A 12939-nucleotide genomic window follows, 5' to 3' on the forward strand; every position below is an offset into this window, starting at 1 on the left:
TTTAACCCTCCACTTTGATTTTCATAATCGAGACCTTGAGGGCCTCGGTCGGGGCGTCCTCACAATGGAACGTGATCTCGCCGTCTACGGTCACGGTGTCGGCGTAGACCATAGAGGCGGCATAGGCGCCGTAGCTACCCGGGGCCGGGGTAACGATATACCCATAGCCAGCGGCGGCGAGGGCCGCGTTCTGGACGGTTTGGGAGCCATTCGACCACCCGCCCGCGGTGAGCGTCGCGGTGATCTCGTTTGCACCCGGGCCCGCGGGGCCCTGTTTTCCGGGGTCGCCCTGCTTTCCCGTGAGCTCCCCGGAGTCGTATTTCTCTTGGAACGTCTCGCCGTCCGTGAATGTAACGCCGTCCGCCTCCGCGGTCTTGGCCGCCTCGCCGATATTCTCGATCATGGCGGCGTGATCCGCCGCGGTGAAGTTCCTCCCGATCAGCTCTCCCGCCGTCCAGGCTTTCGCGGTGCCCTCTACGCCTCTCGTGCACCCCGAGAGGGCGTTCGCGGTCTTTGCCGTGTAAAGGATGGTCTCGCCGTCCTCGTCGGTCCCGATGGTGGCATAGTTGGGGGCGTCCGGGAACGCCGAAACGTCCGAGACCTTGATAATGGTATCCGCCGCGCCGATATTGTCCGTGAGGGTGGCTTGGGGCGAGAACGGAATACCTTGATACATGGGTTTCATGGGTTGCACCTCCGTCAAACTGTGTTATCGCCGCGAGACTGGATAAAGCCTTGGACGATCAAGTCAATACTGATATAGGCGAGGTCGTCCGGCCTCACTTCCAGAGATAGCCAGCTCCCGCGGGGGATCATGTTGTCCTCTCCCACCAAATAGCCCGTTATATCGAGCTCGGCGTTACGCCCGGAGAAATCCGCCTTTTTCTCCCCGTTGACATAGAGGGAGAAGTTTTGCGGATTTCCAAACTCGAAAATCCCCGGCGTGATCTTGTGCTCGTGGGCCGGGACGGTGACTTTGTGGGAGTGCCCGGGGATCGTGATTTCGTGGGTGTGGGCCGGAATGGTGACTTTGTGGGAGTGGTCGTCGATCTCGACCTCGTGATTATGCTTTGGAATTGTGATCTCGTGGTCGTGCTCGCCGTGGGTGTGGGCGCCGGACTCCACAAAGGTAACGTACCCGTCTATAATGGCGTTTCCGTCCGCGTCCTTGCCGCCATAACAGGCGAGCTTAGCCCCGTCCGGGATTGCGTGGTTGTGCTTTGCGGCGTTATACATGGCGGCCTCTTGCGGATAAATATTCTCCGCCGATAGGATCGTCGCGGTGGCCGTGAGGGTCTTTTTCGCGTCGTAGGTGGTGGAGGTGTAAACTCCGCCGCCCGCCGTTGTCGTGGCCGTTGATTTACCGCCCGACGAGCTCGTCCGGGTCTCCTCGTCGTTAGTGGTTGAGGTAACAACCTTACTTTCCGCCGCCTCCGTGGCCCGGGAGTATGCCCGAAATTTTTTCATCCGCACTTTTACGAGGACTTTGTTCACAATCCGCATTTCAGAGGGGAGGAAAAAATCCATTGTCGCCCCGGAGTCCGGGGCGCTGTTGGCTTGCAAGGCTTGGCTGTAAATCTGCGTCGCGCCCTGGGCGTATGTCTGCTCTATCCTCTGCCGATCCGCCATATCGGCCAGGGAGGCCGCGATAGAGGTCTCCCGGTTGGAGACGGTGATCGTGGACTCCTTGAGGTCGTCCCGTTTTCGTGAGAGTTCGGTTATGTAGGTATCCACCGACTCGCCGATCTCCGGGAAGATGATACGGACGCGCTTTCCGATTGCGGCCTTGTCATAGTCCGAGGTCGTGAGCTCGTGAAATCCCACGGAATACGAGACAAGGGGCTCTTGCAGTTCCGCAAGCATAACCTCCGCCGCCGCCTTGAGTGAGGCCGCGTCCTCATATCTCCGATCCGTCCACACTCTTTCAATAATCCCGTATTTATCGGTGATCTCTTTCGGGCTCTGGATATACGGGACGCCATTATTTACGCCCTTTATGGTGAGCTGGTTTACTCCCTCGCCATAGCCCAGGGGATAGAGGCGGGTCACGATGTTTTGAGGATCGCGTCCCCGGTTGTAGCTCGTCATATTGTGGCGGCGCCGGACGTACATTTCGGGCCGCCCGGTGGTTACGAGTTTTTTTAGAGAGAGCCGCCAGGGGTAAACGGTGGTATCGGTGACGATCATCGGGGAGGAAAGCGGCGAGAGGACGGAGAACAGGGCCGAGAGGAGCGACTCTTGCTCCCAGCCGTATTCAAATTGGTTTTTGAAATCGCACTCGTAGAGCACCCAATTTTTCACGAGTTGGTGGTCGAGGATATATCGGATCACGTCGTCGGTATAGACGCCCAGGTTTCCGACAACATGATAGCCGAAAAGTACGTTGTCAATCAGGGTCGCGAGGACGTGCTCGCATTGATACGCGATCCCGCCCGACTCCGAGACGGAGAGAGTGTCCGGCATGATCCGATAGAGCTCCCCTCCGTCCGGGCGGACGTAATAGAACGGTTGGCAATACTGATTTTTCGTGTCTCCGTATGGGAGGGAGAAATAAAAATACCATACGGAGTTGATTTTCTGCGACTCGGAGACGGAGTAGGCGTTTTCCAGGATCGCCACCCGCCGCCGCGCTTTGTCGAATACCTCAATCATAGAAATCTCTCCGTATAAATGAGCTGTCCCTCAAGTGCTCCCCCGGTGGCGCTTTCCACGATCAGGCGGAGGAGTTCTCGCGAGACGTTGATCCAGTCCCCGGACTGTGCATAGAGCACGTTTTCCCCGTCCAGCATAGCGAGAAAGACGTCACTATCGAGGCGAAGTTCTCCTCCTGGCGGAATGGTGACTTGCACGAGGGCGACCTCCGCCGTCTGCGAGGTTGCGTCCATCATAGCCGTTAAAACGTCCGCCGCGACGAGTGAGGTATAAATATCTTTCGAGGCCCTCATAACGGCCCCTACGGCCTCGTAGGCGGCCAGGATCGCCGGGATATGCTTTGACCCTTGGACGAGCGCCGCGAGGCTGTCCGTTGACGTCAGGGCGGCGGAGAGATTTTTTATCGCCTCTACTTCCGCCGCGAGCTTTTCTCCCGCGGTGAGGCGGGCGACAATGTTCGCCGACATTTTCGCCGTAGATGAGAGGGCCTCGTCCGCCGCCATGGTGGAGACGACCGAGATCGTCCCCCGGGTATACCCTTGGACGGCGTCGGCGTACCGCTCGCGGACGTCTACCGGGATCGCAACGCCCGCGACGGAGTTCAAAACCTCGGAAAAGGTCTCCGTGATCTCGATTGACTTCGTCTCGAGGTTTACGGAGTACCTCGCGAGGCTATATCTCCTCTCAAACATTAGTTAATCCCCACCTCGATAGCGGCCTCGGCAATCGTAGGCATATAGCCTTTCTTGAGCTCCACGGGCTCGACCAGGGCCTTGATATACACAGGCTCGCCGGAGGAGGAGGCGGAGTAAATCGCCGAGTGTGTCCATGTGCCCCACGCGGTCGAGGGGCGGTTGAAAGCGGTCGCGACGGAGTTCCGGGCGATAATTTGGCCGGAGGTCTGCTCCGCGGGGGCTCCAAAGGTGAGCGCCGCCCGGGCGTAGTTATCGCCGGAAAGCTCGGAGCCGCCCGCCTCCGGCGAGCCGTTCCAGAGGGAGAAGTACGGCGCGATACCCTGGATAGATTGGCCCCGGAGGACGTTCAAAACCTTTGTTTTCCACGCTTTCGAGAGGTTTCCCGTGAGGTAGAAAAGCACGTCTCCGGCCAGGAATACAGGAGGCTCGTCCGCCCCGATAACGAGGGGCTCCACGAGCTCGCCTCTGCAAAGCATATTGCCGCCCGTCAGAGAGTCCAAAATTCCGACGTGGGTAATGGTGCCCGCCGCCGTGACGGGAGTCGGAAAAGTAATGTCCTCGAGGTTTTGGACGCCGATACCGCCGTTTGTCTCGGCGGGCGCGGAAAAATCGATCTCGATCCGCTTATAGCCCGCATAGCTTACCTCCGTACCGCTTGCCCCGTTCTCTCCGGGGTCGTTGAGGTAGAGAGCGAGGTAGACTTTCGCGGGGGCGGCAAAGGTGACGCCGCGGAGGACGTTCAAGACGCCGTTTTCCAGATAGTCGCAAGCATACATGATTAAACACTCCTTTTTATGGCTGTAATAGACACGTTGACAACGTCCGTTTCCGATGTGTTGCGGAGAACGATCACACAAGGGGTCTCCGCCGTCCCCTGGTAGGCGATCACGTTTTCGCCGTTGGCGATCTGCTGGGTGATTGTTTTTCCAAAGGCAAAGGGCGGGTTATACGACCATGTGAGGGTAAATTCCCCATACTTGAGGTGTTGCGACATGGGAGGCCCGCCGGAGAGCCGCGCCGTATAGTATTTGTCCGGCTCCTTATCGTAGATCAGGCGCCCGGAGCCGGAGAGCCAATAGGCGATCTCCCGGCACACCTCCGGGACGGTCTTTCCCTCTGGGCAGACGAAAGAGCAAAGAACACTCTCGGCCCGCTCGTCGTAGACCGCTCCGACGTCGTCGTAATACCCGGATCGGCCCGGGATCGTGATTTTTCCCTCCCGTTTCGGCGGGAGGAGTGTCCGGCTCTGATCCTTGGTATAAATCCCGAATTTGCTACTATGGACGCCCTTAAAAGAAAACCCACTCATAGGCTACCGCCTCCTCTCGATCTTTTTTCCCGCTCCGTCATGTAATAGAGCTCTTGCGCGACTCGGCGGACGTCCTCGTCGTCCCGGACTTCCATCTTGTCAACGTGGAATTGGTAAACCGGGGCTCCGGCGTCCTGTTTGCCCGCCGCGGCGGCCACAAGGGCCACGGTCTGTTTTTGCTGTGCGGCGACGGCCTCGGCCTCCGTCCCCTTTGGCTGTCCCCGCTCATACGCCCGGATCGCGGATTGTGCGAGGGACTCATACGTCCGCTCGAGTTCTCCCCGCATTTCCTCGGCTCCCTCAATGTCGCCGCGGATGGTGTTACGACCGTCCTCTTTGAAAACCCGCGACGGGGAGTGAATATCCAACTCCGATTTATAGGCGTTATTGGCCGCCCGGGCGAGGGATCGGTAGGTCGATACCAGGGAGGAGCGCATACTTTCGGCGCCCTCGATATATCCCTCAATGGTGGCGGCGCCCGCGGCCCCAGCCTCCACGGAGACGTCGAGCTCGTCCACGCACCCCTGCATACGCTTTTCAATATCGGCCATTTTGTCGGAGAAATCCGTCTCCATTTCCGCGACGGCGTCTCCGAAAGCGTTTTTACCCTCCTCGACCTTTGCGAGCTGTTCATTCAAGGCCGCGATCTCGTCCTCGCCGCCCGCCACAATGGCCGCCAGGATTTGAGCGGACTCCTCGGAGCCGTCCGAGAGCTTTTTCACGAGGCCCTCGTCTACGCCGAGCTCCATAGCCTTTTGAATGTTGGCCGCGTAGGTTTCCATATAGGAAACTTGGCCCTTGAGGGTTTCGATCAGATTGTCAATGGAGGTTTTCGCCGATCCGTCAAGCTCGTTAAATAGCCCGAGTTGCCCCTCGATACTCTCGACCGCCTTTGCGTGGCTGTCCTCGTATGCGGTTTGTAGGGCCTCCATTTCGGAGATCAGGCCGGAAACGGTGGATTGCATTTCCTGCGTCGCCTGGGCGCTCTTTTCCTGCCATTCCCCAAACTCCGCCGACTCCTCCTCGAGGGCGGCGATCTGCGCTTGGTTATCCTCGAGGGAGGCGGTGAGTTCGTCAATATTGTTTTGGAGCGTCCGGGTATTCCCGGAGCCCGTCTCCTGGGCCTCTGCGAGGGCCGCTTGGGCCTCCTCGAGTCGGGCGGTAATCTCCGCTTGCTCGGTATAAAGTTCGGACAGGCGGGCGACCTGGGCCTCGTATTCCTCTTGGGCCGCCGCGTGTTCGACCAGGGCGTCGAGGGCCTCGGTCGTCATGTTGATAGAGTCTGAGGCGGCGTCGTAGGCGAGGCCGAGGTTTGGGACGTCCTCGTTTAGCTTGGCGACCATTTCGGAGATCGCGGCCTTTTGGGCGGCGGACTTCTCCTCCACCTCAAGGAGAGATTTCAGAGAGTCGGCGGTCGCCGCGGTGGCGGCCTGTTCTTCCTCCATCGAGGCGGAGAGTTCCTCATAGGCCGTTTTCGTCTCCTCGAGGGACTCGGTAAAGGCCCTTGTATCTTCGTCCGCCGCGCCGATGGACAGGCAGAACGCCGCGAGGGCTGCGGTTGCGGCCACGACGCCCGCCACCACGAGGCCGACCGGGTTTGCGGCGAGGACGGCGTTAAAGGCGGCGGTCGCCGCGGTGGCTATTGTGACTCCCGCGGCGAGCGTTCCGATCCCGATCACGAGGGCGGAAATAGCCGAGACGATCCACGGGTTTTCCTCCACAAAATCGGAGGCCCACTCAAACGCCGACGCCCCGGTATTATACAGTTTTTCGAGGGCCGGGTTTAGCTGTGTTCCGATGGTGATTTTCAGATTTTCGAGCGCGGTATTCATGCGCTGTTCCGCAAATTCTGTCGTGTCGGCCATGGTGCCATAGGCGGCGGAAGTTGCCCCGGCGCTGTTCTGCATTTCTCCGAGGACGGAGTTAAAGTTCTCGGCTCCTTTGTTGAAGATAGAGAGGGCTCCGACGCCCGCCTCGGTGGAGCTCCACAACTCATTGAACGCGGTCGCATTTCCTCCGACGCTGTCCCCGAGGATCGCGAGGACGTCGCCCAGGGACGCGCCGCCCGCCATAAGATCGGCGAAAGACTTTCCCGTCTGCTCCTTGAGGACGCCCGCCACGGTGGAGCCGGAGTCTCCGAGCTCGTTCAACATGGCCTTTAAGTACGTCCCGGCCTCCGCCGTTGCTACGCCGTTAGCGGTGAGGACAGCATAGGCCGCGCCGAGATTGTCCATTTCCACGCCATAGGCCGCCGCGAGGGGTATCACTTTACCGACCGATTGAGCCAGGGCGTCAACGGTGGTTTTGCCGAGGTTTTGCGTAGTAATCAGAATGTCGGAGACCCGCTCCGTCTCCTCTACGGAGAGGTCGTAGGCGTTGAGGGCGGTCGTCAGGACGTCAACGGCGGTTTCCGCCTCTGTAAAACCGCCCGCCGCGAGCCTCGTCGCCTTTTCTACAAATTCCACAGCGGAGGCGGTGTCTACGCCCGCCGAGATCGCCGAATATGTGGCCTCTGCGATTGCGGACGCCGATTTTCCCGTCTCGCTGGACAGGGTAATAATTTTCGCTTGGATTTCCTCGAGAGAGATCGAGGACGTGTCCGCAATCGTGGCGACCTTTGCGATAGAGGTCTCAAAGGTTTCTGCCGCCTTTGAACAGTCGAGGAGGGCCTCGGCGATCTCTTTCACGGCGGCGGTAATGCCCGCCGCGGCCAGAGTCGCCGCGAGCTGGTTTACCGCGTCCTTAGACTTATCTCCGAAATCCTTTGACTCTTTCCCGGCGTCCTTGACCTCTTTCCCGTATTTATCTATCGAGGTAGCGCACCCGTCTGCGGACTGTTCGGCCTCGGCGAGGTATTGATTATTTTTTTCGATGGCGTCCGTAGTGTCATTGAGTTCTACTTTCGCCTTGTTTAACTGCTGTTGCCAGTTTTGGGCGCCACGTTCCGCCGCGGCCTGTCCGGCCTGGGCGTTTGCGAGTTCCTCTTTCCATTTCTCGAGCTCCGCGGTGAGCGCCGCCTGTTCCTCGGTCGTGTCCCCGGTGGAGTCTTTCAAATCCGCAAGGGCCTTTTCATACTTCGAGACGTTGGCCTCCGCCTCCGCCACCCGGTCGGCGTATGTGGTTTGGGCCTTTTGGCAGTTTGCGAGGGCCTTTTCCAGTTCGGCGACCTTTTTCGCCTGGGCTGTCTGCATGGCATTAAGGGCCTCACCTTTCGCCGTGAGGGCCTCCATGCTGTTAGCGTTGTTTTTATATTCACTCTGCACCAGGGCGAGGGACGACTTGAGCGTCTTTAGCTCCGAATTGCAAGAGGCGATTTTCTGTTTATACTCGGCCTCGCCCTCGACGGCGAGCTTTGTCGATATTGTTCTAACTGCCATAGAGTGAGGCTCCTTTCGGATATGGGAATAATCAATAAATCACTTGATATTCCCATAAAAACAAGTTATACTTTTCTCGTGAATTGCAATTATTTTTGCTTTGTGGAGGTGTTTCTTGTGAGGAGAGTTTCGCTTTTGGCTTTTACCTTTGCGCTCTGCCTTTGTCTGTCTGCCTGTTCCAGCGGTGGCGAGCCAGCGCCCGCGCCAGAGGAGCCGACGCCCGCCGTCCCGGAGTATAGTCTCATAAGCTCCGACGAGTACGTCCAGGGTGGAGAAACCGGGATCGGGTATCGCGTGGCAATCGGTGACGGAGCCACCGAGGAGGAAATGAGGGCCGTTTTCTCCGACCTTTGCTCCGGCGACGTTTATAGTCTGCACACGGTATGGTTTTACGGTCTCCCCGGCGACGTCGAGGATATAGGCTCTTTTTCGGTCGGTATGCTCGAGGAGGAGTCCAGCGGTAAAGAGCCCGTTTTTACGCCTTGCAATTATGACGCCGATTTAATCGCCGCCTTGAGGGAGAAAGCAAAGGCGCCGGAGGAGTCAGAGGGCGCGGCCCGTAGTATTCCGAGCCCCACTATCAAGCAAGAGGCGCTCGTCGAAAACAACCGTTTCGAGCCCGTGGACGAAATCATTTTCAGCACTCCGGCCAGCGAAAACGGCCTCGGCGATACCCCGTTTTGGGTTGAGGGTGAGGTCGTGTCCCGCTCCGATCTCGGGGGCTACGATACGATCCAGCTCTCCACGGAATACGGCGACCTCTATATCTCCGCCGCGTTTATTGACTTCCCGGAGATCAGCGAGGGGGACGAGGCGACCGTCTTTTTCGTCTATTCCGGCTTTTCTGACGCCCTGGGCGCCCCTTGTGGCGTTTATGTATATCACGAATAACCTCTCACCCTCGGGGGCCGTTGCTGACGAGCGACGGCCCCTTAATCGTCCTTTTGAGGCTTTTTCCCGTGGGCGCGGAGCCAAAGCTCCCACATATCGAACAACTCGCCCGGGGGCATGAGGAGAGACTCTTTCCGCGAGACTCCGCACAAGGCCGCGATCCGCCCGTAGTTGGCGCGGGTCAGGTCGTTTTTTTTTGCGCGTTGAGCTCTGCGAGGCCGAGATCGACCTCGTCGTTATCCTCTACGACGTCGCGGCCATATCCGAGCTCCATAGCGGCGGGGATCGCGAGCTTGAGGGCCGCGATCTCGCCCGGGGTGATGGTGGCTCGGATGGTCTCGGCGTTAATAATCGGCCCTTTGTCGTAGCCCAAATATCGGCGGGCAAGTTCGCCTTGCTCGGCCAGAATGGCCGCCGCCTCACACGCAACGGAGAGCCCCTCCCGGGTATTCTTCCCGATAGCCCCGAGTAGCTCCGCCGCGGTGCCGAATTTTTCTTGCAGTTGGAACATAGCCTCCCCGGTATATGCGAGATATTGCTCTCTCCCGGCGAGGGTGATTTTTACGGCTTTCATGGTATGCCCTCCAAAATACGAAATCAGGGAGGCGGGGGAAATCCCCGCCCCCCTGCGTTAGGTTAGCCTCCCGCCGAGGAGGCGAGCTTTTCCTTGACCCAGGCGAGCGCCTCGGCCTCGGTGGCGAGCTCCTCCGTGATCCGCCAGTCGTCGGAGTTACAGCGGAACACGGTAAAGGTCGTGGAGTTGGTTCCGAAAGTGATAGAGTCGGCCTTGGTGGCGGCGCTATCGTTGCCGAGAATGGCCTTGACGCGAGGGTAGAAATAGCCCTTAAAGAGCTTTACACCCTTACGCATAAGGACTTTGTAATAGGCGAGGCCGCCCATAGGGGCAGAGTCGCCCGCCTTGTAGTGGACTTCCTTTTCCGATACGGTGCACCCGTACACCTTGGAGGCGACGTCGTCCTCCATGTCGTCGGTCTCCATAGCCAGAGACCCGGAGGAAAACTCGTCCACGCTCTCGGCGAGCTCGTCGTCGGCGTAGAGCTTGCCGGAGGCCATGTTGACGGTCAGATCAGCCTTGACGAGGCGGCCAATCTGGACGGGGCCCGTCTCCGCGTAGGTGGGGAGCGCGTTTTCGGGCTCGGTCGCGATAGTGTTAAAATAGGGGCGTTTCGCTCCGAAACTTGCCATAGTAAAACCTCCTGTTGAAAATCATAGTTTCTTGCCGTCCAGGTAGGCGTGATAGACTTTCTCGCCCGCCTCGACGGCCTCTTTTTCTTTCCGCTCGTTTGCGGTCTTGATCGCTGGGCGGGCGGGCTGTCCCCGCTTTCCAAACTCATTCACAAACGCGACCTCGGCGTTACGGGTGCCGCGTTTGTTCTTGCCCTGGGGTGAGACGGTAATTGACTTTTCGAGCCCGGTCTTTTTGACCTTTCCCTTTTTGATGGAGGCGGCGGTGGTGCCCGTGTAATACGGGCCTTGCCACATTCTCGCCGCCTCTGCCCGCTGGGCGGCCTCGATCACGTCGGCCTCTGCATTGAGCATTTGATCCGTCACAGAGTCCGGGAGGCGGGCCAGCTCGTCGAGATCGCCGATCAGGTCGTCCAGGCCGGAAACGGAGATATTTCCCACTACTCGGCCCCCACTTCCCGGACGAGTTGACACTCGAAAACATGGTGTTGACCGTCCTTGTCGGAGGCGTTGGAGTACGCGGGCCACGTCGTCCCCGCCGCGGCGAGGGCTTTTTTGATGGCCCTCCGCTTGTCGATTGTGTCCTCCCCGGTGGGGGCGAACAGGTGGACAGAGATCGAGAAAACCTCGTGATCCGGCTCGTCGTCTCCGAAATCTGCCGGGGTGGAGACATACCCAAACGTGATATAGGTCGCCGCGGTGTCCTCGTAGGTATCGGCCTCCACGGGCGCCACGGGGTCGAGAGCGGCCTTTATAAGGCTGTTGACGCTCATACCTCCGCCCCCTCTCCTCCGCCGTCCTGGGCGGTTTTGGGAGGCGTCGGAGCCTCTTTGCAATTAAGCTCGATAACCTCGCCCGCCCGGGTGTACGATCTCACGACCTCGTAGGGCTTTCCGTCGTACTCAACCCGCGTTTCGCCCTCGTAGTCCATTCCGCGCACTTCCAGCACGAGGGCGATCTTGTCCCCGGCCTGTTTTGCCGCGTAAAACTCGGAACGGGTAGCGGATTTTTTATTGACGAAAACCTCCCGGCGCGTCTCACTTTCGGCTTTATAGCCGTTCTCGTTCACCGTCTTTTTGACCGCGACGAGAGTCGCAATATCCCGCCAGTACATGAGGGTTACACCTCCTCCGGGGGCTCGATGTAGTCCGACGCCATGGAGAGGGCGATCTTTTGGCTCTTGTACGAGGCCCGGTATTTATCCGCGTCCTCGTTATCGAGACCAAACTCCGCCTTGACGTAGGTCGAGACCGCTTGCTTTATCAAGGGATCGGACTCGTCCGCGGCCCGGGCGGGGAGAACGCCGCCGCGCACAAGATCGGCGCGGGCGGCGAGGATCAAGTCCTCGATCTCCCCGTCCAGCTTATTAACGGACGAGCGCACCCGGAGGCGAATATCGGCGAGATACTCCGGCGAGACCTCCGCCGCGGTGGTCTCTGCTGTCGTGCTCTCACTCATTCGCTACGCCCTCCTTTAGGTGCCGGCCTTTTTCTTGACGCGGATAAAGCCGTTTTCGGTGACGACGTTGCCGCCGATCATGGCCTCGCCCATGACCGCGAGCAAGCCCTCGGCGAATTTGTAATCGCGAGAGACTTCCACGGTGTAAGGGCCGAACAGGTCGAGCTGATAGGTGAGGGGCTTACCGTAGGCCATGCAGTAGGTCGTTGCGGCGGTGCCGGAGGCAGACAGCGCGGGAAGATCGTCCACGATACAGAATTTCACCGCGAGGCCGCCCTCCTTGATGGTGCCCGTGGTGGTGCTCTGCTCGGAAAACTTGATCTCATAGATCGCCTTTTTCTCGCTACCGCCGCGGACGTCACCGAAAGCGATCAGGTCGTCCTTGTTCAGCAGAAGAACGCCGCCGCCCTCGACATTCTTCGCGCCGCCGTACTTGAGCGCGATCTTGCGGAGGGTGGTCGCGTCGATGGCGGTAATCTCAATGTCGGTGCCGTCCTGGATCGCGGCCGCCTTGAGAATACCTGTAGGCTCGGGAATATCGGCGGCGGGGTCGCCCTTGACGATCAACGTCCCGGTTTTCGCCCGGAGGGCGTTCAGCGCCCCAGCAGAGACGCGCTCCTGGTAGTTGAGGGGGGTCGTCCGCTGGATATTGCGGGAGACATAGGAGAGGGTCGTTACCAGGGTCGGGGTGATCTTCGCGATCTTGAGGGTCGGGTCGGTGGCGGCGGTGGCGGCGCCGTCGTCCTTTTTGGTGCCCGCGGTCTGTCCGCCGCTCACCTCGTAGGCGACGGAGTCCTCGCCCATGCCGTCCGCGTCAACGACGCGCACCATATCCACGATCCCGGAAACAATGTTCTGACCCGGGTTAATGCCAGAAACGCGGGTCGGCTGGGCGATATTGCCCTCGGACAGGGTCAGAGAGCGGCAAAGGGCCCCGGTAGTGATCTCCATACGGTGCTCGGTTGCGAAACGCTGGGCGCGAGCCTCGACGTCCTCGACGCCGATACCCTGCAAATCGGCCATACGAGCCGCCCGGGCGTCTACGCCAACAGGCAATCCACCGCCCGCAACCTCGCCGCGGGCGGCGCCGCGGCCAGTAATGGGATTGACGGGGCCGGGGGTAGGATCGCCGTTGCCGGAGCCGGGGTCGCTATGGCCGGGGACGGCGCCACCGTTGAGGCGACGGGTGGCGGCCTCGCGGCGGTCGAGCTCCCGCTCCTCCTTGTCCATGTCGTCGAGTTCCCGCTCGAGAGCGTCCATATCGACCTCGCCGTCTCCGTCCAGCAGAGCCCGGATTTCGGCGCGTCGCTTTGCGATTTCCTTACGTTTCTTTTCAAACATGATTTTTTCC

14 protein-coding genes are annotated in these 12939 nt (G+C 59.6%); 1 reads left to right on the forward strand and 13 read right to left on the reverse strand.

Annotated features, from left to right (window positions below; translation table 11 throughout):
* Position 1: 1 nt before the first annotated feature.
* The 6 genes from ACTQ3R_RS05315 to ACTQ3R_RS05340 are packed head-to-tail and all read right to left on the reverse strand — an operon-like array spanning position 2 to position 8033.
* The gene (locus tag ACTQ3R_RS05315) at positions 2-685 is read right to left on the reverse strand and encodes a hypothetical protein (RefSeq protein ID WP_441779017.1); all 684 of its coding nucleotides are present in this window, start codon (positions 683-685) and stop codon (positions 2-4) included.
* A 14-nt stretch (positions 686-699) separates the two neighbouring features.
* Positions 700-2652 (reverse strand): phage tail spike protein, encoded by a 1953-nt coding sequence (locus ACTQ3R_RS05320; RefSeq protein ID WP_441779016.1) that lies wholly within the window; start codon positions 2650-2652, stop codon positions 700-702.
* Positions 2649-3344 (reverse strand): hypothetical protein, encoded by a 696-nt coding sequence (locus ACTQ3R_RS05325; RefSeq protein ID WP_441779015.1) that lies wholly within the window; start codon positions 3342-3344, stop codon positions 2649-2651. Before ACTQ3R_RS05325 ends, ACTQ3R_RS05320 begins: the two co-directional genes overlap by 4 nt.
* A complete protein-coding gene (locus tag ACTQ3R_RS05330; RefSeq protein WP_441779014.1) occupies positions 3344-4123 on the reverse strand; it encodes a phage tail fiber protein in 780 nt (259 codons plus the stop codon). Before ACTQ3R_RS05330 ends, ACTQ3R_RS05325 begins: the two co-directional genes overlap by 1 nt.
* A gap of 2 nt (positions 4124-4125) precedes the next feature.
* Positions 4126-4656 carry a distal tail protein Dit gene (locus ACTQ3R_RS05335; protein WP_441779013.1) on the reverse strand — a complete coding sequence of 177 codons (531 nt, stop codon included), beginning with the start codon at positions 4654-4656 and terminating at the stop codon, positions 4126-4128.
* On the reverse strand, positions 4653-8033 hold the full coding sequence (locus ACTQ3R_RS05340; RefSeq protein ID WP_441779012.1) for a phage tail tape measure protein: 3381 nt from the start codon (positions 8031-8033) through the stop codon (positions 4653-4655). The genes ACTQ3R_RS05335 and ACTQ3R_RS05340 overlap by 4 nt, the downstream gene beginning before the upstream one ends.
* A gap of 21 nt (positions 8034-8054) precedes the next feature.
* Between ACTQ3R_RS05340 and ACTQ3R_RS05345 the strand changes: the two genes are divergently transcribed.
* Positions 8055-8924 (forward strand): hypothetical protein, encoded by an 870-nt coding sequence (locus ACTQ3R_RS05345; protein WP_441779011.1) that lies wholly within the window; start codon positions 8055-8057, stop codon positions 8922-8924.
* Positions 8925-9105: 181 nt separating this feature from the next.
* Here the strand turns inward: ACTQ3R_RS05345 and ACTQ3R_RS05350 are convergent, their stop codons facing one another.
* The 7 genes from ACTQ3R_RS05350 to ACTQ3R_RS05380 all read right to left on the reverse strand — a co-directional run bounded on the left by ACTQ3R_RS05350 (position 9106) and on the right by ACTQ3R_RS05380 (position 12929).
* Positions 9106-9498: a hypothetical protein gene (locus ACTQ3R_RS05350; RefSeq protein WP_441779010.1), complete on the reverse strand. Its 393-nt coding sequence runs from the start codon at positions 9496-9498 to the stop codon at positions 9106-9108.
* 62 nt (positions 9499-9560) lie between these two features.
* Positions 9561-10130 (reverse strand): hypothetical protein, encoded by a 570-nt coding sequence (locus ACTQ3R_RS05355; RefSeq protein ID WP_441779009.1) that lies wholly within the window; start codon positions 10128-10130, stop codon positions 9561-9563.
* Positions 10131-10151: 21 nt separating this feature from the next.
* The gene (locus ACTQ3R_RS05360) at positions 10152-10571 is read right to left on the reverse strand and encodes an HK97-gp10 family putative phage morphogenesis protein (protein ID WP_441779008.1); all 420 of its coding nucleotides are present in this window, start codon (positions 10569-10571) and stop codon (positions 10152-10154) included.
* Complete coding sequence (locus ACTQ3R_RS05365) at positions 10571-10903, reverse strand: hypothetical protein (RefSeq protein ID WP_441779007.1); 333 nt, start codon at positions 10901-10903, stop codon at positions 10571-10573. The genes ACTQ3R_RS05360 and ACTQ3R_RS05365 overlap by 1 nt, the downstream gene beginning before the upstream one ends.
* Positions 10900-11244 (reverse strand): phage head closure protein, encoded by a 345-nt coding sequence (locus tag ACTQ3R_RS05370; RefSeq protein ID WP_441779006.1) that lies wholly within the window; start codon positions 11242-11244, stop codon positions 10900-10902. Before ACTQ3R_RS05370 ends, ACTQ3R_RS05365 begins: the two co-directional genes overlap by 4 nt.
* A gap of 5 nt (positions 11245-11249) precedes the next feature.
* Positions 11250-11588 (reverse strand): phage head-tail connector protein, encoded by a 339-nt coding sequence (locus ACTQ3R_RS05375; protein ID WP_441779005.1) that lies wholly within the window; start codon positions 11586-11588, stop codon positions 11250-11252.
* A 15-nt stretch (positions 11589-11603) separates the two neighbouring features.
* On the reverse strand, positions 11604-12929 hold the full coding sequence (locus tag ACTQ3R_RS05380) for a phage major capsid protein (RefSeq protein ID WP_441779004.1): 1326 nt from the start codon (positions 12927-12929) through the stop codon (positions 11604-11606).
* Positions 12930-12939 lie beyond the last annotated feature (10 nt).

The organism is Lawsonibacter sp. LCP25S3_E2 (assembly GCF_052117285.1).
Lineage (GTDB): Bacteria > Bacillota > Clostridia > Oscillospirales > Oscillospiraceae > Lawsonibacter.

What these genes read in the sequence shown, in the direction of transcription:
- ACTQ3R_RS05340 (WP_441779012.1), bottom strand. Translation starts at nt 8,033, where the DNA reads ATGGCAGTTAGAACAATATCGACAAAGCTCGCCGTCGAGGGCGAGGCC.
- ACTQ3R_RS05335 (WP_441779013.1), bottom strand. Translation starts at nt 4,656, where the DNA reads ATGAGTGGGTTTTCTTTTAAGGGCGTCCATAGTAGCAAATTCGGGATT.
- ACTQ3R_RS05355 (WP_441779009.1), bottom strand. Translation starts at nt 10,130, where the DNA reads ATGGCAAGTTTCGGAGCGAAACGCCCCTATTTTAACACTATCGCGACC.
- ACTQ3R_RS05365 (WP_441779007.1), bottom strand. Translation starts at nt 10,903, where the DNA reads ATGAGCGTCAACAGCCTTATAAAGGCCGCTCTCGACCCCGTGGCGCCC.
- ACTQ3R_RS05345 (WP_441779011.1), top strand. Translation starts at nt 8,055, where the DNA reads ATGGGAATAATCAATAAATCACTTGATATTCCCATAAAAACAAGTTAT.
- ACTQ3R_RS05315 (WP_441779017.1), bottom strand. Translation starts at nt 685, where the DNA reads ATGAAACCCATGTATCAAGGTATTCCGTTCTCGCCCCAAGCCACCCTC.
- ACTQ3R_RS05320 (WP_441779016.1), bottom strand. Translation starts at nt 2,652, where the DNA reads ATGATTGAGGTATTCGACAAAGCGCGGCGGCGGGTGGCGATCCTGGAA.
- ACTQ3R_RS05325 (WP_441779015.1), bottom strand. Translation starts at nt 3,344, where the DNA reads ATGTTTGAGAGGAGATATAGCCTCGCGAGGTACTCCGTAAACCTCGAG.
- ACTQ3R_RS05380 (WP_441779004.1), bottom strand. Translation starts at nt 12,929, where the DNA reads ATGTTTGAAAAGAAACGTAAGGAAATCGCAAAGCGACGCGCCGAAATC.
- ACTQ3R_RS05330 (WP_441779014.1), bottom strand. Translation starts at nt 4,123, where the DNA reads ATGTATGCTTGCGACTATCTGGAAAACGGCGTCTTGAACGTCCTCCGC.
- ACTQ3R_RS05370 (WP_441779006.1), bottom strand. Translation starts at nt 11,244, where the DNA reads ATGTACTGGCGGGATATTGCGACTCTCGTCGCGGTCAAAAAGACGGTG.
- ACTQ3R_RS05375 (WP_441779005.1), bottom strand. Translation starts at nt 11,588, where the DNA reads ATGAGTGAGAGCACGACAGCAGAGACCACCGCGGCGGAGGTCTCGCCG.
- ACTQ3R_RS05350 (WP_441779010.1), bottom strand. Translation starts at nt 9,498, where the DNA reads ATGAAAGCCGTAAAAATCACCCTCGCCGGGAGAGAGCAATATCTCGCA.